The sequence below is a fragment of the Tenacibaculum sp. IMCC1 genome (assembly GCF_054906355.1).
This window is the reverse complement of record NZ_CM142818.1, coordinates 2,402,468-2,427,339: the sequence shown is the minus strand read 5'-3', so window position 1 is coordinate 2,427,339 and position 24,872 is coordinate 2,402,468. Positions and strand designations below refer to the sequence as shown.

Annotated in this window: 22 protein-coding genes; 12 read left to right on the top strand and 10 right to left on the bottom strand. The window is 32.9% G+C overall.

What is annotated here, in order from left to right; all coding sequences use genetic code 11:
• Positions 1 to 103: 103 nt before the first annotated feature.
• Positions 104 to 436: a hypothetical protein gene (locus ACXIHB_RS11375; protein WP_125064411.1), complete on the top strand. Its 333-nt coding sequence runs from the start codon at positions 104 to 106 to the stop codon at positions 434 to 436.
• A gap of 77 nt (positions 437 to 513) precedes the next feature.
• On the opposite strand, the gene gdhA is transcribed toward ACXIHB_RS11375, so the two are convergent.
• Positions 514 to 1,857, bottom strand: coding sequence for an NADP-specific glutamate dehydrogenase (gene gdhA / locus ACXIHB_RS11370; RefSeq protein WP_047788213.1), 1,344 nt, complete (start codon positions 1,855 to 1,857; stop codon positions 514 to 516).
• A gap of 191 nt (positions 1,858 to 2,048) precedes the next feature.
• Between gdhA and pheS the strand changes: the two genes are divergently transcribed.
• The 3 genes from pheS (at position 2,049) to ACXIHB_RS11355 (ending at position 4,995) form a co-directional block, all read left to right on the top strand.
• Positions 2,049 to 3,068 carry a phenylalanine--tRNA ligase subunit alpha gene (gene pheS, locus ACXIHB_RS11365; protein ID WP_462098276.1) on the top strand — a complete coding sequence of 340 codons (1,020 nt, stop codon included), beginning with the start codon at positions 2,049 to 2,051 and terminating at the stop codon, positions 3,066 to 3,068.
• Positions 3,069 to 3,140: 72 nt separating this feature from the next.
• Positions 3,141 to 3,536, top strand: a complete 396-nt coding sequence (locus tag ACXIHB_RS11360) for a hypothetical protein (RefSeq protein WP_073182467.1) — start codon at positions 3,141 to 3,143, stop codon at positions 3,534 to 3,536.
• 88 nt (positions 3,537 to 3,624) lie between these two features.
• On the top strand, positions 3,625 to 4,995 hold the full coding sequence (locus ACXIHB_RS11355; protein ID WP_073182466.1) for an alanine/glycine:cation symporter family protein: 1,371 nt from the start codon (positions 3,625 to 3,627) through the stop codon (positions 4,993 to 4,995).
• On the opposite strand, the gene ACXIHB_RS11350 is transcribed toward ACXIHB_RS11355, so the two are convergent.
• On the bottom strand, positions 4,985 to 5,329 hold the full coding sequence (locus ACXIHB_RS11350; protein WP_047788373.1) for a HopJ type III effector protein: 345 nt from the start codon (positions 5,327 to 5,329) through the stop codon (positions 4,985 to 4,987). The genes ACXIHB_RS11355 and ACXIHB_RS11350 overlap by 11 nt on opposite strands.
• A 182-nt stretch (positions 5,330 to 5,511) precedes the next feature.
• On the opposite strand from ACXIHB_RS11350, the gene aspS reads away from it, so the two are divergent.
• Both aspS and ACXIHB_RS11340 read left to right on the top strand, forming a co-directional pair.
• Positions 5,512 to 7,266, top strand: a complete 1,755-nt coding sequence (aspS, locus tag ACXIHB_RS11345; RefSeq protein ID WP_462098275.1) for an aspartate--tRNA ligase — start codon at positions 5,512 to 5,514, stop codon at positions 7,264 to 7,266.
• Between the two features lie 192 nt (positions 7,267 to 7,458).
• Complete coding sequence (locus ACXIHB_RS11340) at positions 7,459 to 9,231, top strand: chloride channel protein (protein ID WP_073182464.1); 1,773 nt, start codon at positions 7,459 to 7,461, stop codon at positions 9,229 to 9,231.
• Here ACXIHB_RS11340 and glpQ read toward each other — a convergent pair.
• From glpQ to ACXIHB_RS11325, 3 genes are all read right to left on the bottom strand, one after another.
• Positions 9,221 to 10,198 carry a glycerophosphodiester phosphodiesterase gene (gene glpQ, locus ACXIHB_RS11335; RefSeq protein WP_462098274.1) on the bottom strand — a complete coding sequence of 326 codons (978 nt, stop codon included), beginning with the start codon at positions 10,196 to 10,198 and terminating at the stop codon, positions 9,221 to 9,223. The two genes, ACXIHB_RS11340 and glpQ, sit on opposite strands and share 11 nt — an antisense overlap.
• A 3-nt stretch (positions 10,199 to 10,201) precedes the next feature.
• Positions 10,202 to 11,695 carry a YfcC family protein gene (locus tag ACXIHB_RS11330; RefSeq protein ID WP_462098273.1) on the bottom strand — a complete coding sequence of 498 codons (1,494 nt, stop codon included), beginning with the start codon at positions 11,693 to 11,695 and terminating at the stop codon, positions 10,202 to 10,204.
• A 108-nt stretch (positions 11,696 to 11,803) separates the two neighbouring features.
• On the bottom strand, positions 11,804 to 12,829 hold the full coding sequence (locus tag ACXIHB_RS11325) for a zinc metalloprotease (RefSeq protein ID WP_462098272.1): 1,026 nt from the start codon (positions 12,827 to 12,829) through the stop codon (positions 11,804 to 11,806).
• Positions 12,830 to 13,237: 408 nt separating this feature from the next.
• Between ACXIHB_RS11325 and ACXIHB_RS11320 the strand changes: the two genes are divergently transcribed.
• Positions 13,238 to 13,939: a Bax inhibitor-1/YccA family protein gene (locus ACXIHB_RS11320; protein ID WP_082118594.1), complete on the top strand. Its 702-nt coding sequence runs from the start codon at positions 13,238 to 13,240 to the stop codon at positions 13,937 to 13,939.
• 69 nt (positions 13,940 to 14,008) lie between these two features.
• Here ACXIHB_RS11320 and ACXIHB_RS11315 read toward each other — a convergent pair whose 3' ends face one another.
• Positions 14,009 to 15,220 carry an aminotransferase class V-fold PLP-dependent enzyme gene (locus ACXIHB_RS11315; RefSeq protein WP_462098271.1) on the bottom strand — a complete coding sequence of 404 codons (1,212 nt, stop codon included), beginning with the start codon at positions 15,218 to 15,220 and terminating at the stop codon, positions 14,009 to 14,011.
• Positions 15,221 to 15,312: 92 nt separating this feature from the next.
• Here ACXIHB_RS11315 and ACXIHB_RS11310 point away from each other — a divergent pair, with 92 nt between their 5' ends.
• Positions 15,313 to 16,638 carry a serine hydrolase domain-containing protein gene (locus ACXIHB_RS11310; RefSeq protein WP_462098270.1) on the top strand — a complete coding sequence of 442 codons (1,326 nt, stop codon included), beginning with the start codon at positions 15,313 to 15,315 and terminating at the stop codon, positions 16,636 to 16,638.
• A 3-nt stretch (positions 16,639 to 16,641) separates the two neighbouring features.
• Positions 16,642 to 16,983 (top strand): SdpI family protein, encoded by a 342-nt coding sequence (locus ACXIHB_RS11305; protein ID WP_047788201.1) that lies wholly within the window; start codon positions 16,642 to 16,644, stop codon positions 16,981 to 16,983.
• A gap of 104 nt (positions 16,984 to 17,087) precedes the next feature.
• Here ACXIHB_RS11305 and ACXIHB_RS11300 read toward each other — a convergent pair whose 3' ends face one another.
• Positions 17,088 to 17,765 carry an SCO family protein gene (locus tag ACXIHB_RS11300; protein ID WP_159488925.1) on the bottom strand — a complete coding sequence of 226 codons (678 nt, stop codon included), beginning with the start codon at positions 17,763 to 17,765 and terminating at the stop codon, positions 17,088 to 17,090.
• Between the two features lie 159 nt (positions 17,766 to 17,924).
• On the opposite strand from ACXIHB_RS11300, the gene rseP reads away from it, so the two are divergent.
• Positions 17,925 to 19,283 (top strand): RIP metalloprotease RseP, encoded by a 1,359-nt coding sequence (rseP, locus tag ACXIHB_RS11295; RefSeq protein ID WP_462099339.1) that lies wholly within the window; start codon positions 17,925 to 17,927, stop codon positions 19,281 to 19,283.
• A gap of 89 nt (positions 19,284 to 19,372) precedes the next feature.
• Here the strand turns inward: rseP and ACXIHB_RS11290 are convergent, their stop codons facing one another.
• The 3 genes from ACXIHB_RS11290 to ACXIHB_RS11280 are packed head-to-tail and all read right to left on the bottom strand — an operon-like array spanning position 19,373 to position 22,955.
• The gene (locus tag ACXIHB_RS11290) at positions 19,373 to 21,181 is read right to left on the bottom strand and encodes a GNAT family N-acyltransferase (RefSeq protein WP_047788198.1); all 1,809 of its coding nucleotides are present in this window, start codon (positions 21,179 to 21,181) and stop codon (positions 19,373 to 19,375) included.
• A gap of 51 nt (positions 21,182 to 21,232) precedes the next feature.
• Positions 21,233 to 22,486 (bottom strand): aspartate kinase, encoded by a 1,254-nt coding sequence (locus ACXIHB_RS11285; RefSeq protein ID WP_159610757.1) that lies wholly within the window; start codon positions 22,484 to 22,486, stop codon positions 21,233 to 21,235.
• A complete protein-coding gene (locus ACXIHB_RS11280; protein WP_073182454.1) occupies positions 22,473 to 22,955 on the bottom strand; it encodes a GNAT family N-acetyltransferase in 483 nt (160 codons plus the stop codon). Before ACXIHB_RS11280 ends, ACXIHB_RS11285 begins: the two co-directional genes overlap by 14 nt.
• A gap of 146 nt (positions 22,956 to 23,101) precedes the next feature.
• Between ACXIHB_RS11280 and fbp the strand changes: the two genes are divergently transcribed.
• Positions 23,102 to 24,136, top strand: a complete 1,035-nt coding sequence (gene fbp, locus ACXIHB_RS11275) for a class 1 fructose-bisphosphatase (RefSeq protein WP_047788195.1) — start codon at positions 23,102 to 23,104, stop codon at positions 24,134 to 24,136.
• Positions 24,137 to 24,260: 124 nt separating this feature from the next.
• Complete coding sequence (locus tag ACXIHB_RS11270) at positions 24,261 to 24,869, top strand: superoxide dismutase (protein ID WP_159488917.1); 609 nt, start codon at positions 24,261 to 24,263, stop codon at positions 24,867 to 24,869.
• Positions 24,870 to 24,872: the final 3 nt, after the last annotated feature.

The following is a 24,872-nucleotide window of genomic DNA, read 5'->3' as shown; positions in this document are numbered from 1 at the left end:
ATTTTATTAATTACCAACATCCAATTAAAAGCCTCATTTACAATACTTTTACAGTGTTAAATTTTAACAAACAAACTTAAAACAAACCCTAAAACTCTAAAAAATGAAAAAGTTATTTGTATTAATGTTCGTCACTCTAATGAGTACTTCAGTTTTTTCAACAAACGAAAATCCTGCAAAAGAGAAAATTAGAACAAAAATCGTTGAACTATTAGGTAACCCTAACTTTGTTCTAGATAAAGAAGTAAAAACTACCGTAGAATTTTTAATAAACAAAAACGGAGAAATAGTTATTTTGAATGTTAACTGTGATACTGAACAAGTTTGTCACTATGTAAAAAGCAGATTAAATTATAAGTTTATAAATAATGAATTTAAGTTAAAAAACCATATTTATAAAATGCCTTTAACTATACAGAAAAGTAGTAGTAAGTAATTACTTACCGATTATCCCCTAATAAAAAAGCCTCATAGAAATATTTCTATGAGGCTTTAATGTTATTATCTATAAAATTATACCGCTCCTTGATCCAACATTGCATCAGCAACCTTAACAAAACCAGCAATATTTGCTCCTTTTACATAATCAACATACCCACCTTCTTGTGTACCATATTTTACACAAGCTTCGTGAATATTATTCATAATAGAATGTAACTTACTATCTACTTCTTCACGAGTCCAAGACAAACGTAAAGAGTTTTGAGACATTTCTAATCCAGATGTTGCTACACCTCCTGCATTTGAAGCTTTACCTGGTGCAAATAAGATTTTTGCATTTTGGAATACTTCAATAGCTTCTGGAGTAGATGGCATGTTTGCTCCTTCTGCAACACAAATACATCCATTATCAACTAATACTTTTGCTTCATCTCCATTTAACTCATTTTGAGTTGCACATGGCAAAGCCACATCACACTTAGTTCCCCAAGGTCTTTCACCTTTGAAGAATTTTGCTGATGGGTATTTTTCTACGTATTCATGGATTCTTCCACGTTTTACATTCTTTAACTCTTGTACAAAAGCTAATTTTTCAGCATCAATACCATCTTCATCATAGATATAACCTGATGAATCAGATAAAGTAACCACTTTAGCTCCTAATTGAGTTGCTTTTTCAGTAGCATATTGCGCTACGTTACCAGAACCAGAAACAACTACAGTTTTACCCTCGAAAGAATCTCCTTTGGTTTTTAACATGTTTTCTGCAAAGTAAACATCACCATAACCTGTAGCTTCAGGACGGATTAATGAACCTCCCCAAGAAGCTCCTTTACCAGTTAATACTCCGGTAAATTCGTTACGTAAACGCTTGTATTGACCAAACATGTAACCAATTTCACGACCTCCAACACCAATATCTCCAGCAGGAACATCAGTATCAGGACCAATATGACGTGCTAACTCTGTCATAAATGATTGACAAAAAGCCATTACTTCACGGTCAGACTTTCCTTTAGGGTTAAAGTCAGATCCTCCTTTACCACCACCCATTGGTAAGGTTGTTAATGAGTTTTTGAAAACTTGCTCAAATCCTAAAAATTTTAAGATTGATAAGTTTACTGAAGGATGAAAACGTAACCCTCCTTTATAAGGACCAATTGCTGAGTTAAACTCAACTCTATATCCTCTGTTTACTTGAGTTTCTCCGTTATCATCAACCCAAGGCACTCTAAACATAATAGTACGTTCAGGTTCAACCATACGCTCTAGTAATTTCTTACCCTGATATTTTGGATTATTTTCTATAAACGGAATTACTGTTTCTGCTACTTCATGTACAGCTTGCAAAAACTCTGGTTCGTATGCATTACGTTCTTTTACGTAATCCATAAATGCTTGTATGTTAGATTCCATAAACTTAGTTGTTGTTCTGTTATTTTATAATATTAACAATTTTACTATGCAAATATAATTATTTTACTATTCGTTAATTTCTATTTTACCGTTTATTTCCCTTATTTTATTGGTGTTTATGCAAACCCTATTAAAAGTCCTTTTTTTTAGACAAAAAAACGTAAATTTGCACCTTAACTTTTGGAAAGATTATGTTAGACAAGGTAAAAGAATTGATTGAAGAGGTAAAAGCTTTTAATACCACTTCAAAAGAAGAAATTGAAACATTTAGAATTAAATATTTAGGAAGTAAAGGAATTTTAAAAGATTTATTTACTGAATTTAAAAATGTACCTAACGACCAAAAGAAAGAATTTGGGCAAACCATAAATTTACTTAAAACTTCAGCTGAAGATAAAGTAAATTCTTTAAAAGAGGCTATTGAGAATGCTGTTGAGGAAAAAGGTATTTATGGTGATTTAACGCGTCCATCTGAACCAATCAACTTAGGTTCTCGACACCCGATTTCTTTAGTAAAGAATCAAATTATAGAAGTATTTAACCGTATTGGTTTTACTGTTTCTGAAGGACCAGAAATTGAAGATGATTGGCACAACTTTACTGCTTTAAATTTACCAGAATATCACCCGGCACGTGATATGCAAGATACTTTCTTTATTGAAAAGAATCCTGACACATTACTAAGAACACATACCTCATCAGTTCAGGTGCGTTATATGGAAAACAACGAACCTCCAATTCGTACAATTTCTCCAGGACGTGTGTTTAGAAACGAAGATATTTCAGCACGTGCACACTGTATTTTCCACCAAGTAGAAGGGTTATATATAGATACTGACGTTTCTTTTGCCGATTTAAAACAAACCTTATTATACTTTACCAAAGAAATGTTTGGTAAATCTAAAATACGTTTACGTCCGTCGTACTTCCCATTTACTGAGCCAAGTGCAGAAGTAGACATTTACTGGGGATTAGAAACTGAAACCGATTACAGAATTACCAAGGGAACTGGTTGGTTAGAAATTATGGGATGCGGTATGGTAGATCCTAATGTTTTAAAGAACTGTAATATCGACCCTACAAAATATAGTGGTTATGCTTTCGGAATGGGTATTGAACGTATTGCAATGTTGTTATACCAGATTCCAGATATTCGTATGTTCTATGAAAATGACAAACGTTTCTTAGAACAGTTTAAATCTGTAATTTAATTTTAAAGATAAATTCAAAAAATAAAAGACGAAAGCGTTAAACTTTCGTCTTTCCATTTTAAAAAGTTTTCAATGAGAAAAGATATTGAAATCCCTAAGGTAACAGGTGTAGAAATCGCAGTAGTTTTAGAAACTAATGAAATTGATGGTAAAGAGGATTGGAATGTATATATTCTAAACAGAAAAGATGTTGATTTAGAAATGGTCGTAATTGTTTCACAAGGATTTTCAGATACTAAAACTACTTCTATTTTCAGAAGAAAAATAGATACTCTTCCTGCAAATAGTTATCAAAAGTTTGAATTAATGCAACCTGAATTGTTCGATTTAGACAACCGTTTTCAGGTAACATTTTTTGAAGACAACAGACTACATGATAAAACTTTTATTTTTCAAGCAGAAACCATTCAAAAAGGCTTTTTAAGAGACATTGAATTCTTAGGAAAAAAAGGAATTGTTTGTAAATAAAAATTCACAAAGAACGATAGTTGTTAAATCACAGCTATCGTTCTTTTTTTACTATCACTTTTTAGTACTTTCGTAAAAATCCTATTTCATGTTTTTAAACATTCAAGACTCAATTGCTCAATTTTCTTCTTGGGTATGGGGAATTCCCTTACTAATTTTATTAATTGGTGGTGGATTATACCTTTTTATCTATTCAGGGTTAATTCCGTTCAGGTACATTGGTCATGCTATTGCTATTTTAAGAGGAAAATATGACAAAGTAGACTCTCCTGGAGATTTATCACATTACGAAGCCTTATCATCTGCTATTGCAGCTACGGTAGGAATGGGAAATATTAGTGGTGTTGCCATTGCTATTGCAACAGGTGGTCCGGGTGCTATTTTTTGGATGTGGATTAGTGCTTTTGTAGGTATGGCTACCAAATTTTTCACCTGTAGCTTATCAGTAATGTATCGCGGAAAAGATGAAAACGGAAACGTAAAAGGAGGGCCTATGTATGTAATTACTGAGGGTTTAGGAAAAAAATGGAAACCTTTAGCACTATTCTTCTCAGCAGCTGGATTGATAGGTACACTACCTGCATTTCAGGCCAACCAACTAACACAAACCTTAGTAGATGTTTTTCAAATACAAGAATCCAGCCATTTTACAGCTAAATTACTATTAGGTATTTCTACTGCTATTATAGTGGCCATGGTTATTTTTGGTGGAATTAAACGAATTGGTAGTGTTGCAGGAAAATTAGTTCCTATAATGGTTGTGATTTATTTACTTACTGTTTTAACCATTTTATTTTTGCGATTAGAACAAGTTCCATCTATTTTTTCTTTAATTTTTGAGGATGCTTTTTCAGGAAAATCTGTTTTAGGTGGTGCTTTAGGGGTTTTGATAATCACTGGAGTAAAACGTGCTGCTTTTTCTAACGAAGCTGGCTTAGGTACTGCACCTATGATGCATGGGACTGCAAAAACCAAAGAACCAATCCGTGAAGGATTAGTCGCTATGCTGGGGCCTGCTATTGACACCTTGTTAGTTTGTTCTTTAACTGCATTAGCCATTTTAGCCTCAGGAGTTTGGGAAAACTTTGAAGGTAATGGAATTTCTATGACACTGGCTGCATTTGATGCGGTACTTCCTTACAAGATTGGAAGTATTATTTTAACCATTTGTGTATTAATATTTGCTTTCTCAACACTGTTCACCTACTCTTTTTATGGATTGAGTTGTTTAAGCTTTTTAACTAACACCAAGATTGGAAAATCATACAATTATATTTACATCATTACTATTGTAATTGCTTCTATTATAAAATTAGACTTTGTTATTAACCTAATTGACAGTGCTTATGCTTTAATGGCAATTCCTACTGTGCTTTCAACACTAATTTTAGCGCCAAAAGTAAAGAGAGAAGCTGCTAAGTATTTTCAGAAGTTAAAAAGAGGAGCTTTTAATGTTTAGCCAAGGGTTCTCCTTCAAAAAGTAAGCCTTCAAAACCTGTTTTTATAAAGTTTCTAATATTTTGATGATCTGTTCCTTCTGGATTATATAACACATCTTCAAAATAATATTTTCCAAAACACGCTAAGGTTTCTTCTTTACTAAATCCCTGCTGTATAGCAAACGAAAATATTTTACACGAACCTTGATTTTTTTCAGCTTCGTTGTATAAACTTCCATTTTTAAAGGCAGTAGGAGTGAAACTATACAGGCTTTCAATTACCGAAATAGTGTCAGAAAACTCAACTTTTTTTGGTGTGTTTTGTATGGTTTGTTTAAATACGTCTAATGTCATTTGAAAAAGGTTTTTATACTGCAAAACAAATGATTTAAAGTCATAAAAACTAAGTCGTGGTAATTTTTTACAAACTAACATTTATAGTTAAATTTGCACAGCAAAAATTTCTAGATTCCGAAACAGGTTCGGAATGACAAATTTGTAAGAAATCTCGCTATGCGAGAATAAAATTTTTAAAAATGTACAGAACGCATACTTGTGGTGAGTTAAGAGCATCGCACATTAATACTGAAGTTACCCTTTCTGGATGGGTACAAAAATCACGTGATAAGGGTTTTATGATTTGGGTAGATTTACGTGACCGTTACGGAATTACACAGTTAATCTTCGACGAGGAACGCACTTCTAAAGACTTAATGGAGAAAGCAAAAACTTTAGGGCGTGAGTTTGTTGTACAAGTTACTGGTACCGTAATTGAGCGTCAATCTAAAAACGCAAACATTCCAACAGGTGATGTAGAGGTTTTAGTATCTAACTTAGAAATTTTAAACGAAGCTAAATTACCACCTTTTACAATAGAAGATGAAACGGATGGAGGTGAAGATTTACGTATGAAATATCGTTATTTAGATATTCGTCGTAACCCAGTTAAAAACAGCTTAGTTTTCCGTCATAAAGTATCGATGGAAGTTCGTAAATATTTATCTGACAAAGGATTTATTGATGTGGAAACTCCATATTTAATCAAATCCACTCCAGAAGGAGCACGAGATTTCTTAGTACCTTCTCGTATGAATGCTGGTCAGTTTTATGCCTTACCACAATCACCACAAACCTTTAAACAGTTGTTAATGGTAGGTGGTATGGATAAATACTTCCAAATTGTAAAGTGTTTTAGAGATGAAGATTTACGTGCCGACCGTCAACCAGAATTTACACAGATAGACTGTGAAATGGCATTTGTTGAGCAAGAAGATGTGTTAGAAATTTTTGAAGGAATGACACGTCATTTATTAAAAGAAATCAACGGAGTTGAAGTAGACAAATTTCCCAGAATTACGTTTGATGAAGCTATGCGTAAGTACGGAAATGACAAGCCAGATATCCGTTTCGGAATGGAGTTTGGCGAGTTAAACGAAGTAGCACAGCACAAAGACTTTAAAGTATTTAACGATGCTGAATTAGTTGTAGGTATGGCTGTACCAGGAGGCGCTTCATACACTCGTAAAGAGATTGATAAATTAATTGATTGGGTAAAGCGTCCGCAAGTAGGAGCTTTAGGAATGGTGTACGTGAAATGTAACGAAGATGGAAGTTTTAAATCATCGGTAGACAAGTTCTACGACCAAGAAGATTTAGCTAAATGGGCTGAAGCTACAGGAGCGAAGGCTGGAGATTTAATCTGTATCCTTTCAGGAAATACTAACAAAGTTCGCGCGCAATTAAGTGCGTTACGTATGGAACTAGCAGAACGTTTAGGTTTGCGTAAACCAAACGAGTTTGCTCCGTTATGGGTAATCGATTTCCCATTATTAGAGTTAGATGAAGAAACAGGGCATTACCACGCAATGCATCATCCATTTACTTCTCCAAAACCAGGTCAGTTAGCATTATTAGATACTGATCCAGGAGCTGTAAAAGCAAATGCTTACGATTTAGTGTTAAACGGAAACGAAATTGGTGGAGGTTCTATTAGAATTCATGATAAAGAAACACAAGCTATCATGTTTAAGCATTTAGGATTTACCGAAGAAGAGGCAAAAGCTCAGTTTGGATTCTTAATGGATGCTTTTGAATACGGAGCACCACCTCACGGAGGTTTAGCTTTCGGTTTAGATCGTTTGGTAGCTATTTTAGGAGGTCAAGAAACCATTCGTGATTTTATTGCTTTCCCTAAAAACAATTCAGGACGCGATGTAATGATTGATGCTCCTGCAACTATAGACGATGAGCAATTACAAGAATTGAGCATTAAACTAGATATTAAAGGGTAGTCTACCTTGTTACAAAACAAGAGGGTTACCACATCGAATACAATTTACTTCGTAATAACCAATAAAAAATCCCGTTCTAGAATTAGAATGGGATTTTTCTTTTTTATAAAAACCTACAACTTTTCTTAATAAATTATATCTTTAATTATTCATATTTAGCTTTTCAAAAATTAACTAAGCATCTAGAACACAATGCCTACATCTAAAGAAGCTTATAAAAAAATATTAATTTGGAGATACAAACATATCTCTGAACGACAGTTTGTATATGTTTTAAGCATTTTAGTAGGGTTTTTAGCGGGTATTGGTACCTTAATTCTTAAGAACCTTACTTTTTACTTCCATCGTATTTTAGAAGATGGACTTATTAAAGATTATCATCATTCATTATACTTTATTTTTCCTATCATCGGGTTATTTTTAGTGTATTACATTAAAAAATATCTAATTAGAAAAGATATTGATCATGGTATTTCTACTACTTTACAATCTATTTCTAAAAAGAATGGAATTATTGAACGTTATAAAATTTATGCTTCATTAATTACCGCTCCTATAACTGTAGGTTTTGGAGGTTCTGTAGGGCTACAAGGCCCTGCTGTAAGTACTGGTGCTGCCTTAGGCTCTGGTGTTGCTAGGCTTTTTCATATGAATATGAGAACTCGTATGCTGCTAATTGGTTGTGCTACCGCTGGTGCGATGTCTTCAATGTTCAAAGCTCCTATTGCTGCTATCATTTTTGCAGTGGAAATTTTTAGTTTGGATCTTGCTTTTGCATCTTTAGTTCCTTTATTATTAGCATCGGTTTCAGCGGTGATTACTTCTTATTTCTTTTTAGGAAAAGATGTATTATTTAGTGTACAACTACAAGATGCTTTTGAAATTAACGATCTTATCTTTTACATAGCCTTGGCTATTTTTACAGGGTTTTCTTCTGTATATTTTTCTAAAATCTATTTTAGAATTATTAATTTTTTCAAAAAATACACTCCTTTTAAACGATTAGTATTTGGTGGAATTGCCATTGGTATAATGCTGTTTTTAATTCCTCCTTTATTTGGTGAAGGTTATGGAATTATCAACAATTTATTGTCTGAAAATGCCAGTGCCGCTCTTAAAAATATTCATTACAACATTGATTTTAATAATGTTTGGATGGTTATTATTTTTCTGTTAATTATTGGTGTTTTTAAAGTAATTGCCATGACTACTACTTTTGCTGCTGGCGGAGTTGGTGGTATTTTTATTCCTACACTTGTTATGGGAAGTGCTTTGGGAAATGTTACTGCTAAAATTATCAATCAATTCGGGTTTGATGTCTCAGAAACTAACTTCACATTGATTGGTATGACGGGCTTAATGGCTGGTGTTTTACACGCACCTTTAACGGCTATTTTCTTAATTGCTGAAATAACTGGAGGTTATGATTTATTTGTTCCATTAATGCTTGTTTCTGCTGTTTCCTATGCTATTACCAAGTATTTTGTATCAAATTCTATTTACACAATTGAACTAGCAGAACGTGGCGAGTTAATTACGCATAACAAAGATAAAAATGTGATGATGATGATGAAAACGAGTCAAATTATTGAAAAAAACTTTGTAAAAATTCATCCTGAAATGAGTCTTGGAGATATGCTAAAAAAAGCAGTTGCCAAATCAAAACGTAATATTTTTCCTGTGGTTGATAATGAAGATAAGTTTATGGGGATTGTTTTATTGGATGATATCCGCCCTATGATGTTTAATCAAGAATTATATGAAACTACGAAGGTAAGAGATATTATGAAAATTGCTCCGGCAATTATTTTTTATAATGACACCACTGAAAAAGTCATGCAAAAATTTAAAGAAAGTGGCGCATGGAATTTACCCGTGGTAAAAAACAGAGTGTACATTGGTTTTATTTCTAAATCAAAACTACTTTCAGTATATAGAAAAAAATTGTTAGAGGTTACTGTGTAGCTAAAAACTGACCCATTTTATCTGGAAAATCGGTAAAACCGCCATCAACATTTGCTTCAAAAAACAGTACTTGCATCATTTCTTCAAAAGAAGAAAACTCACCCAATTGATCTGCTCTAAAAGTATATGGATGTACTTGTAGTCCTAATTTGTGAGCATCTTTAACTAGTGTTGTAAACTGCCACTTCTCTCCTACTTTTTTATCTAAAATTTGCTTGTACCAAGGTCCCAACCCGTCTGCATACGATGCTAAATGTACTAATTCTTTGGTTTCCTCAGGGAACTCAATTAATTGTACCAAGAATAGTTCGGACTTCAATTCTTTTCGAACTCTTTCCAATTCTTTCGCATCAAAACATTGAAACATACATTTATCGTTCGTTGTTTTGTAGCCATAGCTTGAAAGGATATCCAACGAAATTTTAGCAATATCTTTTCCATTTTTATGATGAAATGCTGGGTTTTTAATTTCTGGATAAATTCCGATATTTTTTCCTGTGGAAGCATTTAGTCCTTGAATTAGCTCTATTTCCTCTTGTAAAGAGTGTAATTTAAAGTTGCCTCTCCCCTTCGGAAATCGATTCGGGTACACTTGTTCTCCTGTTTTCGGATTAAAACGTTCTGTTACATTTAGTTTTTGTAATTCTTCAAACGTAAAATCAATTACATAAAAACGTTCATCTTCTCGTTTTTTTTCTGGATATTTTTCAGCAACATCAGTAACATCATCCAAATAAATATCATGAATCACAATTGGGATGTTATCTTTACTCAATACTAAATCTTGTTCTATATAATCAGGATTCATTGCGTATGCCATGGCTTTGGCTTCCATCGTGTGTTCTGGTAAGTATCCTGAGGCTCCTCGATGAGCGATTACAACTTTCTCTTTCATATTGGTCAGTTTAGTTTCTGGCTTGCATCCGAAGAAAAATATCAAGAAAAACAGCGCATAAATTTGTTTCATTATTTACAAGTATACTTGGGCGGTTAAAACTAGCATTGTAAAAATGGTTAAGATAATTACTAACGGAATTACAAACTTTAACCATTTATCATATCCTACTTTCACAATAGCTAAAGATGCTAAAATTAAGCCTGTTGGATTGATAAAAGCAAACAAACCCATACCATATTGGTAGGTATTTACAATAACTTCTCTACCAACACCAACTGTATCTGCCAATGGAGACATGATGGGCATCGTTAACACTGCCATTCCTGATGAACTTGGAATAAAAAATGATAGTCCTGAATAAATGAATAACATTACATTGGTAAAAATTCCTTTAGACATTCCTGTAGTAAACTCGCTTGCGTGTTGTAAAATAGTGTCGCTTATTAAACCTTGTTCCATTAATACGGAAACTCCTCGTGCAATACCGATAATAAAAGCAACTCCTAATAAATCTCCAGCTCCTTTAATAAACGTGTTTACAAAGTTTTCTTCTTTCATCTTAGCTAGAAAACCTATTAAAATAGCACCTATTAAAAACACCACGGTCATTTCTTCAAACCACCATCCTAAACAAGATACTCCATAAATCATAATTACAAAACACATGGTAAAAATGGTTAATATAATTCGTAGTCTACCTGTTAAGCTATGTGTACTTGATGTTGAGCTGCCAAAAAGACTTTCAATCATTTCTTTTTGATCGTAAATAATGGATTTTGTTGGATCTTTTTGAACTTTGTTTGCATAACGTAAAATATAAATTACACAAATGATAATTCCTCCAATTAACATTAACAACCTCCCTGTAAAGCCAGTAGTCCAATTAATTCCTGCTGCATCTGAAGCAATAATAACACTAAACGGGTTTACCGTTGAACACATTGTACCAATCGACGACCCAATATACACACAAGCTAAAGCTACTATAGCATCGTATTTTGCCGCTAAAAATATGGGAATTAGTATTGGATAAAAGGCAATGGTTTCTTCTGCCAACCCAAAAGTTGTACCTCCTACAGCTATTAAGGTTGTTACCACAAATATAAGCCAGTACTCTTTTCCTTTCAATGTTTTTGCTAACCAAGCTATTCCAGCATCAAAAGCACCTGTGAAATTCATTATTCCTATAATTCCTCCTAAAATCAGGACAAATAAAATAATATCTGACGATTGAATGATTCCTTTTATTGGCGATTTAAAAAAGTCTAAAAAACCCTGTGGTTTTGGATCTAGCTGAGTATACGTTCCTGGTACACTGATTGGTTTTGCGATATCACCGTTGATAAACTTTTCTAATGGAATTTTAATTCCTAAGCTTTCTAATGTTTCTTGACTTGCCTGTATTGTTTTCTCTTCCTCTAAGTGTAAATACGTAAATGAATTATTGTTTTTCTGATACTCTAACGTGTCAAACTTACCTGCTGGTACAAACCATGTTAAAATAGCTACCAACCCAGCAATTAATAATAAGATAGTATGCGGAGTTGGGAATTTAATGTTTTTCAAAATAAAAAGTTATTATTTATCCGCATAAAAGTAAAAAAAACCAAGAGATGTACATCTCTTGGTTTTAAAATAATTATTGAGAACGTCTTAAAAAAAGACTTATTAAACTTATATCATAGAAGACCTCGCTCCTCCTGAAGCAAATAAAGCTCTCATTCTGTTACGCTGACCATCAGTAAACATATACATACAAGCATCGTTTGTATAATCCATATAGTTCATTGTCATATCAGCAGATTTACAGCTAACATCTGGATACGTTGGACATCCGTAGTTTGAGGCATCAGAAGATGGAGTATCAGCTACGAAATCGTCTTGACGACATCTTCCGTCTCCCCAAATGTGACGTAAATTTAAGTAATGACCAACTTCATGGGTTGCAGTTCTACCCATATTATATGGAGCAGAAGACCCTCCTGGTAAAGTTCCTGCTAATAACACTACACCGTCTGTAGATGAAGAACCTCCCGGAAATTGAGCATATCCTAAGATACCTCCTCCTATTTCACATACCCAAACATTTAAGTGTGTTTCTGGTGTAATTGGAGGATAAGCAGCCTTAACAGCATCGTTAGTTCCCCAAGATGACCTAGAGTCATCATGCCTAAAAGTGCCTGCTAATGTAAACTGGATTCCTGTATCAGTTGCATCGTTGATAAAATCCGAAGCCCCTGAAGGAAGTTGATTTGTATTTGGATTACTAAAGTCGTCATTCAATACATTCATTTGTGCTTGAATTTGAGAATTTGTAACACTATTAGAGTTTGGTAAAACAATATGTACATATACAGGAATATTAATAGTTCCTAAACCATCTTCTATTGGAGCTACATCTACATCTCCTCCAGTACTTCCTCCCCCTGGTTTACCTTTCTTTGTTGTTATTTTTCTTGTAGCATACTCAATATCATACATTTTTTTGTATAACCCTGGGTTTTCTTTTACCTGCCTGTTTAAAACTCTCATTGAGTGGCATTGTTCTGACCCTCCTCTATGAGAAACTTCTTCTGTTTCTACATAAAAGTCACTCATATCAATTGATTCTTGAGGGTCTAAAGCTTCGTCTTTAGAGTTTTCATGACATCCTACTAAAAATGAGGCTGCTACAGCTAGTGTTAAAAAAATTCTTTTCATGTTGTGAATAATTAAAAAATTAGTTAATGATAAAACTGCCCATAAGGCAATAAACTTGTTAAAAAACTCAAAAAAAAGGTATCATCAATTAATTTGTTAAATACCTGTAAATTTGATAGTTATTTGAAGGGTTTTTTAACGATATGCAATATATGATTTTTTTTAAACGCTAAATAAAAGTTAAAAAAAAGTTAATTTATTAGGTTTTATCACTTGGGAACACCCTTATCCTAAAAATCTTAGAATGTTAAAATTTAACAAAAACAATAAAAAAACGTCAATTTTAAACAATAAAAATTTTAAATACGACATTTTTAACACACTCAAATTGTATTTTCTACAACATGGAAAGATAAATTTAAAATCACCTAAAAAACATATCTTTACATCGTATTTAAAAAATTAATTATGGAAAACTCATTTGAACCAAAAGTGCTTGTTGCACAAGTATCAGAAACTGACAGAATTGCTTTTTATAAAAAAACCTATGCGCACGTTGCTGGTGGCGTATTATTGTTTGTTTTGTTTGAATATTTATTTTTACAAAGTGCTACGATTGTAGAATTTGCCTTATCAATGACCCAAGGTTATAAATGGTTATTGTTACTGGGTGGTTTTATGTTAATTACAAACTATGCAGAAAGTACTGCCTTAAAAACTTCTGACAAAAACTTACAATACTTAGCATATTCAGGGTATATCTTTGCTGAAGCATTTATTTTTATCCCTTTAATTTACATTGCTATTTCTTATACCAATAATTTTGATGTTATAAAACAAGCAGGAATTGTTACGTTAGCATTGTTTGTTGGAATTTCATCAATCGTTTTTATTACTAAAAAGGATTTTTCTTTTATTAGAGCTGGATTATCTGTTGGATTCTTTATCGCTATCGGATTAATTATCGCTGGTGCTTTATTCGGATTTAATTTAGGCTTGTGGTTTTCTGTTGGAATGTGTGTGTTAGCTGCTGGTTCTATTTTATACCAAACATCTAACTTAGTTCACAAGTTTTCTACGGATGATTACATTCCTGCAGCATTAGGCTTATTTGCTTCTTTAATGCTATTATTCTGGTATGTATTACAAATATTTATGTCAAGAGATTAGTAAAAAAACTATTATAAACTAAAAAAGCCTCCAAATGGAGGCTTTTTTATATTCTTATGTTAAATTCTTTTAACTTAACATCATTTGCGCTTTCTTAACTGCGTTTACCAATACATCAACTTCTTCTTTCGTATTATAAAAAGAAAAAGAAGCCCTCACTGTTCCTGGAATACAATAAAAATCCATAATAGGTTGTGCACAATGGTGACCTGTACGAACCGCTACTCCTAACTTATCTAAAATTGCTCCAACATCATACGGGTGTATTCCTTCTAAATTAAAAGAGATAACAGATGTTTTGTTAGTTGTTCCATAGATTTTTAATCCATCTATTTTTTCTAATTCTTGCGTTGCGTACGATAACAATTCGTTTTCTTGCTTCTCTATATTAGAAAAACCAACTGAATTCATATAATCTACAGCAACTCCAAAAGCAATACCTCCGCAAATATTAGGTGTACCCGCTTCAAACTTATGAGGCAATCCTGCATACGTAGTTTTTTCAAAAGTTACGGTTTCAATCATTTCTCCTCCTCCTTGGTATGGTGGTAATAACTGCAATAGCTCTTCTTTACCATACAACATTCCAACACCTGTTGGTCCGCACATTTTATGAGCTGAAGCTACATAAAAATCGGCATCTAATGCTTGTACATCTGGTTTTATGTGCGGTACTGCTTGTGCACCATCAATCAACACATAAGCACCAAATTTGTGTGCAGCATGAATAATTTCTTTTATTGGATTAATTGTTCCTAATGCATTAGATACATGATTACAAAAAACTAATTTTGTTTTTAGGTTCAACAATTCATGGTATATATCCATGCGTAAAGAACCATCTTCATCCATCGGAATTACTTTTAAAATAGCTCCTGTTTTTTCACATAACATTTGCCAAGGCACAATGTTAGAATGATGCTCTAAAGCTGAAACAATTATTTCATCTCCTTCTTGTAAAATAGACGCGAAACCAGATGCTACAATATTAACCCCATGTGTTGTTCCTGAAGTTAAAATAATTTCATACGAATGCTTCGCATTGAAATGTTTTTGAATCTTAATTCTGGCTTCCTCATACTTATCAGTTGCTTCCTGACTTAATGTATGTACACCTCTATGAATATTTGCATTGTAATTAGAGTAATAATCTACAATAGTGTCAATTACTACCTGTGGTGTTTGTGAAGTTGCTCCGTTATCTAAATACACTAATTTTTTTCCATGTACTTCTCTTTGTAAAATAGGAAAATCAGCGCGAATTTTATCTATACTAAACATATAAAATATCAAATTTAGTACAAAGGTAGGGCTTGCGTTTTAAATACAAACATCAAACAATTAAATTCTTACATTTGCTAGAAACCCATTCCATGAAAAATTTAAAAAGAATTCTTTTACTCGTTTTAATTGCTTTAACAATTGCTGTTTTTTACAACTATCCGAAGTTAAATATTTTGGCAGGATACTCCGCTAAAAATACCGCTTCATCAGTATTTTTGGCAGGAAGAAGTTTAGCTTTTACAGATACAAATGACAACAATTTTTCTCCCATAAATATTACTTCTGATCAAATTAATACAGAAGAAAAGTCAGCTACAGGTTCAGTGTACGGATTGCTAAAAAGAAAAGCTGTATACAGAAAAGGTCTTGGTGCTGTTTTGGTTACTGATGATTTTGATATCTCCAAACCTCAACTTACTCCAAAACGTTCTGAACCTGACAATATCACTCCTTTCCCTTATGGAAACGCAGATCATAAAGACACTATTTTCGCTAATATTGATTATACAAAACTAAACGAAACTATTGATACTATTTTTAATGATAGAAATCAAACACGCTCGGTAGTAGTGGTATATAAAGACAAAATTATTTTTGAAAAATATGATACTGGTTTTACCAAAGAATCAAAACAGTTAGGTTGGTCTATGACCAAAAGTATTACAGGAACATTGTTCGGGATTTTAAAATGTCAAGGAAAAATTAATGTTCAAGAAGATAATTTATTTTCTGAATGGGAAAATGACGATCGAAAAAACATTACGATTCATAATTTATTACAAATGAATTCCGGTTTGGAATGGAACGAAGATTATAATAGTATTTCAGACGCTACCAAGATGCTTTTTCTAGAAAAAGACATGACCAAAGTTCAAGTAAGCAAACCATTGGTAGGAAAACCAAACGAAACTTGGAATTATTCTTCTGGAACGTCTAATTTGTTATCGGGTATTTTACGAACAAAATTCAACACACACCAAGAGTATCTTGATTTTTGGTATAGTGGTTTGATTGATAAAATAGGCATGAACTCAATGATTGTTGAAACGGATATGAGTAACCACTTTGTAGGCTCTTCATACGCCTGGGCAACGGCAAGAGATTGGGCTAAACTTGGTTTGTTATACTTACATAACGGAGAGTGGAACGGAGAACATTTGTTTGATAAAGACTGGGTAAACTACGCTACAACGCCTACTCCAACTTCTGATGGTTGGTATGGGGCACAAATTTGGTTAAATGCTGGTGGGCGTTATCCTGATGCTCCAAAAAATATGTTTTCTTTTAACGGATATAAAGGTCAAAATGTATTTATTTTGCCTAGTCAAGATTTGGTTGTAGTTCGTACAGGACTTACCAAAAACGCAGACGTAAATACCTTGTTAAAAGGAATTATAAATTCTATTAAAAATTAAACCATGAATCCATTTTATTATGTGCTTTCTATAAACGGATTGCTTTTTTTATTCAGTATTATTTTTCATTTTTTCCCTCCTAAAAAAATCAATGCTATTTATGGGTATCGTACTAATAAAACTATGAAAAATGATACTATTTGGCAATTTGCTAATGCTTTTTTCACCAAAGAGTTTATGAAGTATTCAGCAGTTTCTTTGGTTGCTGCGTTGGTTTTAGCCTTTATATCAAAAGAATTAACATGGCAACCTATGGCAATTATGTTATTATCATTAGCCGTATCTGTTGTTAAAACCGAACAAGAAATAAATAAGAACTTTGATGGGGATGGAAATAGGAAGTAAAACTCATCAAGACGTTTTAACCAAAAGACCTTGATGTTTTTGTAAAAACATCAAGGTCTTTTTTTCAACTCATATGTGTCTTTTGTAGAAACCTCCTCTACAAATTACTTTTTATACTCTTCTTTAAGCAGTGTAATATCATCAATAATTTTCTGCATATTTTCTTTTTTAGTTCCATCATACGAACCTCTTATGCGTCCTTCTTTATCAATTAACACAAAATTCTCTGTGTGAACCCAATCACTTTCTCCGCCATCACCTTCATCCAATACAGCAAAATAGTGTTTACGTGCTAAGTTGTAAATATGTTTCTTCTTTCCTGTAGTTACATTCCATTTTCCATCAATCACCCCTTTTTCAGTAGCGTACTTTCGTAATTGTGGAACGCTATCCATTACTGGAGTCACGGAGTGTGATAAAAACATGATGTCGTCATCATTTTTATAATGCTCTTGCAACTCACTCATATTATATGCCATCGCAATACAAATAGTTTGACAACGGGTAAAAAAGAAATCGGCTATATAAATCTTTCCTTTATAATCAGCATTCGTAATCGTATCTCCATTCTGGTTAATTAAGGAAAACTCACCTACTCTATGGTTTTTTGTTCTGTTTCTTACAGAAGCATCCACCAATTTAGGGTTAATATCAGCAGGGTTATAAATAGGTAATTTGTTATCAACTTTTACCAAATGATAAAAAACAGGAACTCCAATAGCACAAAAAACTAAAATAAAAATTAAGGTGCTTTTTGATTTTTTAAAGAATTTAATATCCACAGTACTAAAATTTTCTACAAAAATACGACTAAAAACAGCGTTTATAAACCACTATCCTAAAAACTTTGTTAAAACCAAAGGCTAACTTACGTGCAAACTTTTACAACTGTTGTTAAAAACGTACATTTGTCAGATTTTAAATTTAGACGAACACCATTTATGGAGATTTTAATAAAAGCATCACAGTTTATTTTAAGCTTATCGCTCTTAATCGTTTTGCACGAATTAGGACACTTTATTCCTGCCAAATTATTCAAAACCCGAGTAGAAAAATTCTATCTGTTTTTCGATTATAAATTCTCTTTATTTAAAAAGAAAGTAGGAGAAACTGTTTATGGTATTGGTTGGATTCCGTTAGGAGGTTATGTAAAGATTGCGGGAATGATTGATGAGAGCATGGATACTGAACAAATGCAAAAACCTGCGCAACCTTGGGAATTTCGTTCTAAACCTGCATGGCAACGTTTAATTATTATGTTAGGTGGTGTTATTGTAAACTTCATACTTGGTATTTTAATTTACATCTGTTTAATGTGGGCTTATGGTGAGAAATACTTACCGAATGAAAGCTTAAAAGATGGTGTTTGGGTTCAAGATCAATTAGGAAAAGATTTAGGTTTAGAAACTGGAGATAAAATCTTAACTATTGACGGACAAAAAATTGAGAAGTTTGGAGAGCTTCCTTTAGAGTTCATCAATGGTACTAATTACACAATAGAAAGAAACGGAACTGTTCTTGAAAAAGAAATTCCTACAGATTTTATCTCGAAATTAGTTGATAGAGGCAAAGATGCTGGAGCTTTTATAATGTACAGGCAACCTTTTGTAATTGGACAAGTTCCTGAAGACTCTCCAAATAGTAAAAGTGAGTTACAAAAGAAAGATATTATAACCGCTATTGATGGCGTTTCTACTCCTTATTTTGATCAAGTTCAAGTAATTTTAGAAAGTAAAAAAGGACAGGAAATAAATGTTACTGTTAAACGAAATAGCCAAAACATTACTATTCCTGCTAAAGTTTCTGACGAAGGAAAACTAGGAATTTATGCTACAAGCTTACCTTTAACAGATTTAGAAAAACTAGGGTATTACAATTTAGCTGAAAGAACCTATTCTTTTGGAGAGGCTATTCCAGCTGGTACCAAAAAAGCATGGACAACCTTAACCAACTATATTAAGCAAATGAAAAAGATTTTAAATCCTAGTACAGGTGCTTACAAAGGTTTAGGTGGGTTTATTTCTATTGGAAGTATATTTCCTTCAGAGTTTAACTGGCAAGCATTTTGGAACATTACAGCATTCTTATCTATCATGTTAGGATTTATGAATTTACTACCAATTCCTGCTCTAGACGGTGGTCACGTGGTGTTTACTTTATGGGAAATGATTACAGGTAAAAAACCAGGTGATAAGTTCTTAGAATATGCTCAAATTACAGGATTTATCTTATTAATTGCCTTATTATTATTTGCTAACGGAAACGATATTGTAAGAGAAGTTAGTAAATTTATGAAATAACAGTAATTATCTTTTACATAAACTAAAAAAGCATCGTACTACTGAATAGTACGATGCTTTTTTAGTTTATGCTATTTTTAACTTGGCCTCTACTTATTTAAATTCTCTGCTGCGCGACGTTCTAATTCTTCTTGAAATTCTTCCATAACAGGTTTTACAGTGCTTTCTGGTATATCTGCTACCTTTATATACATTAACCCATCAATAGCGTTATTAAACTTCGGATCTACATTAAATGCAACTAAACGAGCATTTTGCTTCACATACTTTTTAATTAATACCGGAATACGTAATTCTCCTGGCTCAAGCTCGTCAATAATTTTATCAAACTTTTGCATGTCTGCCTCAGTAGCATCAAACACAAAGTCTTTATCAGCATCTTTTAATTTTACTTTAAATTCTTTCTTCGGACGAATGTATTGTGCCACATACGGATCGTAATAATGAGATTTCATAAACTCAATCATTAACGATTTTGAGAATTCAGAAAACTGATTACTTATGCTTACTCCTCCCATTAAATATTTATGTTCTGGGTAACGTAATGTAACATGTACAATCCCTTTCCACAATAAAAATAATGGCATTGGTTTTTGTTGATATTCTTTAATAATAAAGGCACGTCCCATTTCAATGGTTTTTTCCATCATAGGGTATAATTCTGGCTCTATTCTAAATAATGTTTGAATATAAAAACCATTTATTCCGTGTTTCTTAAAAATATCTTTTCCTAAGCCCATTCTATAGGCTCCAACCAATCTGTTTTGTTGGTCATCCCATAAAAATAAGTGGTGGTAATATTTATCAAACCTATCTAAATCAATAGGTTTATTTGTTCCTTCTCCTACTTCTCTAAAGGTAATTTCACGTAAACGACCTATTTCATGTAAAATATTTGGTATTTCTTTTGCACTAGCAAAAAATACCTCGTAGTTCTTACTCTGTAATAATCTACTTCCCTTTTCTCGTAAAGCGTCAACTTCTTTTACAAATAACTCTGGTGATTTTTGAGAAGTGATTTTTTTAGCTTTCTTCGGAATTTTTAAATTGTGTGTTGACAATATTTTCGGAGATGCTTTCTCATACGGATTCGCCAACATATACGTTTTTCTACGTAAAAACTGGTAAAAATCAGGTATTTCAGTAAATGAATCTTGATCTTTAACTGATATAGGCTTACCAATTCTTACTTTAATAACTCTGTTTTTCTGAGATAATAATTCTGACGGAAGCTTTGCAGTTCTTAGCGTATCACTAATCTTAGACAATGTGTAAAACAACTGACTATTTTTAGCGTGAAAGTAAATAGGAATAACAGGTACTTTCGCTTTTTTTATCAAGCGTACAGCCCCTTGCTCCCATTCTTTATCAACCATTAATTTTCCATCACGATACGTAGATACTTCTCCTGCTGGAAAAAGTCCTAACGGCTTTCCTTCTCTTAAATGTAATAAGGCATTTTTAATTCCTGCTACACTCGATTTGGCATCCTTATGATTCTCAAAAGGATTTACTGGCATTACATAAGGCTTTAAAGGCTCTATTCTATGCAGTAAAAAATTTGCTATAATCTTGTAATCAGTTCTATGCTCTAATAAGAGTTTTAATAATAAAATACCATCTATCCCTCCAAGCGGATGGTTAGAAATTGTTATAAAAGGTCCTTCCTTAGGAATACGTTTTAAATCTTCTTCAGGAATTTCAAACTCTATTTGAAACTCATCAAGCAAACCATTTAAAAAAGGTAAATCTTTTTTGTGCTTGTGCTTGTTATAAATTTCATTGGCGGTAGAAATTCGCAAAACTTTCATCAGCAACCAACCTGAAAACGTTCCGAAAACGCCGAACTTGTCGGCTCCTATTGCTTTTGCAACTTCTTTAGGTGTTACTAATCCCATACATAGTTATCAATTGACATAACTGCAAATATAATCGATTTTTTGCAAGCTTTACATGTTTTCTTGAATCACTAACTGTGCAGTTTCAGTATTTATTTGACGAATGATTGATTTTCCTCGTTTTCTTATCGTTTTTATCGCTTCATCATTAAAATGACGAATTGTGTATAAAGTAGTATCCTTATAAGCTCTTATTCTATAAGCCCCTTTTAAATCGTTGTAAAAATTCTCAAAATTATTGTACTTATCTTCTATACAAACAGAAAAACTGATCGCTGAATTTTGAATTAAGTTTACTTTTAAATTATAGTCGTGTAACTTCTTAAAAACATCACTAATATTATCTTCTACCATAAAAGAGAAATCTTTTGCTGAAATTGCTACTAAAATTTGATTTTTCTTTACGATAAAACAAGGAACTTCTGGTGTTATTTTTTTCCCTCTCCCAACACATGTTCCTAATTTTGTAACATCTTCAAACGAACGCACATATAATGGGATGTTCTTTTGTTCTAAAGGTTGAATTGTTTTTGGGTGAATTACCGAGGCTCCATAAAAAGCCATTTCAATAGCTTCAGTATACGAAATTTCTTGTAACAAAGCTGTTTCTGAAAACACTCTAGGGTCTGCATTTAATACTCCTTGTACATCTTTCCAAATAGTAACACTATCAGCATCCAAACAATAGGCAAAAATACCTGCGGTATAATCGGAACCTTCTCTTCCTAACGTTGTTGTTTCTGTACCAAATCCTCCTAAAAATCCTTGTGTAATATTTAGTTTAGACACATCAACTTTTTCTTGAATTTGTTGTTGTGTCTGCTCCCAATTAATTTTAGCATCACGATAAGTACCGTCAGTTTTTATGTACTCTCTTACATCTAACCATTGGTTCTCTACTCCTATTTCAGACAAATAAGCACTTACAATAGTAGTAGATAAAAACTCTCCAAAACCAACCATTTGATCATACACATAATTATAATCTTTAGAAGTGTTTCGAGCCATGAAACCACTCAATTCACCAAATAAATGATTTACTTTATTATATACTTCATGGTTTGTGCTGAACAAATTGTTCAACATATTTTGATGAAAGCCTTCTACAAAACTCAAAGAATCTTTAAGACTTTCTTTTTTATAGAAATAATCATTAACCACCTGCTCAAAAGCGTTGGTCATTTTTCCCATGGCAGAAATTACAACCAACGTATTTTCTGTACCTTCATGTTGCAATACTTTTGCAACATTTTTTACTCCATTCGCATCTTTTACCGATGCTCCTCCAAACTTAAATATTCTCATTACAAAATTGTTCTAAGCTTTGTTCATTCATATGACATACTCTCCACTCATCATATACCGTTGCGCCTGTACTTTTGTAAAAATCAACAGCCCCTGTATTCCAATCTAATACTTCCCACGCCACTCTTTTACAATTGTTTTTATGTGCATAATTCATAACAGCACTATACAATGCTTTTCCTGCTCCAATACCTCTTTTAGATTGCGTTACCATTAGATCTTCTAAGTGAATTGCTTTTCCTTTCCATGTAGAATAGCGTTCATAAAACAACGCCATACCTATAATCTTATTATCTTCTTCAGCTACAAAGGTTTTAAACTTCGGTTTTTCAGAAAAACCATCTTTAATAATGTCTTCTACCGTAATTTTAACCGCGTTGGGTTCCTTCTCAAAAACAGCTAATTCGACGATTAAATCTAATATAGCTTGAGCATCTTTTTGCTCTCCTGGTCTGATAATAAAACTCATTTCTTACTTTTTTGGGTAAAGATACTTCTCTTAAAACTTTCTGATAAAACAAATGAAAAATTAAAACACATCATATTTTTTTGTTGAAAATTTTAAAATACTAAATAAAAGTTGGCATCTTTGTACGCACAACACAAAAATTTGACATGAGTAACAAGCATATGACGCTGGGTGAGTTTATCATCAGCAAACAAAAAGACTTTAAATATTCTTCTGGTGAATTATCTCGTTTAATAAATTCTATCCGTTTAGCTGCTAAAGTAGTAAACCACGAAATTAGAAAAGCTGGATTGGTTGATATTACTGGAGCTGCTGGTGACATTAATGTACAAGGTGAAGCACAACAAAAACTAGATGTTTTAGCCAACGATTTATTTAAACAAACATTAATCAATCGTGAGATTGTTTGTGGTATTGCTAGTGAAGAAGAAGACGACTTTGTTGTAGTTGAAGGTCAAAACAAAGCCAACGAAAATAAATATGTGTTGTTAATGGATCCTTTAGATGGGTCATCTAACATTGATGTAAACGTTTCTGTAGGAACTATTTTTTCTATTTACAGAAGAATTTCTCCTGTTGGAACCCCTGTAACTAAAGAAGACTTTTTACAAAAAGGTAGTGAACAAGTAGCTGCTGGGTATGTAGCTTACGGTACCTCAACCATGTTAGTGTTTACTACTGGTAATGGAGTGAATGGATTTACGTTAAATCCTGCTATTGGTACTTTTTACTTATCGCACCCTAACATGAGTTATCCAGAAATTGGTAGAATTTACTCAGTAAGCGAAGGGTATTTCACACATTTCCAAGAGGGGATGAAGCGCTTCTTAATTCACTGTAAAGAATTAAATGAAGCAGATAATCGCCCATACACAGCACGTTATATTGGGTCGTTAGTTTCAGATTTCCATAGAAACATGATTAAAGGTGGTGTATATATTTACCCAGCTACTGCCATAACACCTAAAGGAAAGTTACGTTTATTGTACGAATGTAATCCTATGGCTTTTATTTGTGAGCAAGCAGGAGGTAAAGCTTCTGATGGGTTTACTCGTATTTTAGATATTAAACCAACCGAACTACACCAACGTGTACCTTTTTATTGTGGAAGTATACAAATGGTTGAAAAAGCGGAAGAGTTTATGACTAAATTTTCATCTGATGATAAACCAGTATACTAAATAATAGTTATTATTTATACTCAAATAAATTATCCATAAGGCAAACAGTTGTTTGCCTTATTTTTTTGGGTTAAATTTACATTCGGAAAAACGAAAAAATTAATCTATTAAAAAACAAATAATTATGGCTTTTAACTTACCAGAATTAGGATACGCTTACGACGCTTTAGAACCACATATAGATGCTAGAACTATGGAAATTCACCATAGCAAGCACCACAACGGATATACTACTAAATTAAATGCTGCTATTGAAGGTACTGATTTAGAAGGAAAATCTATCGAAGATATTTTAACTAACTTAGATATGAACAACGCTGGTGTTCGTAATAATGGTGGTGGTTTTTATAACCATTCTTTATTTTGGACAGTAATGAACCCAGAAGATAGAGGATATTTATCTGGAGAATTAAAAGATGCTATCGAAGCTGAGTTTGGTTCAAAAGAAGCGTTTATCGATGCTTTTTCTAAGGCAGCTGCTACACAATTTGGTTCAGGATGGGCTTGGTTATGTGTACACAAAGGAGGTAAAGTAGAAGTTTGCTCTACTCCTAACCAAGACAACCCATTAATGCCTGGTGTTACTTGTGGTGGAACTCCTATCTTAGGATTAGACGTTTGGGAACACGCTTATTACTTAAACTACCAAAACCGTCGTCCTGATTACATTGAAGCTTTCTTTAAAGTAATCAACTGGAACGAGGTAGAAAGAAGATATGCTGAAGCTAAATAATTT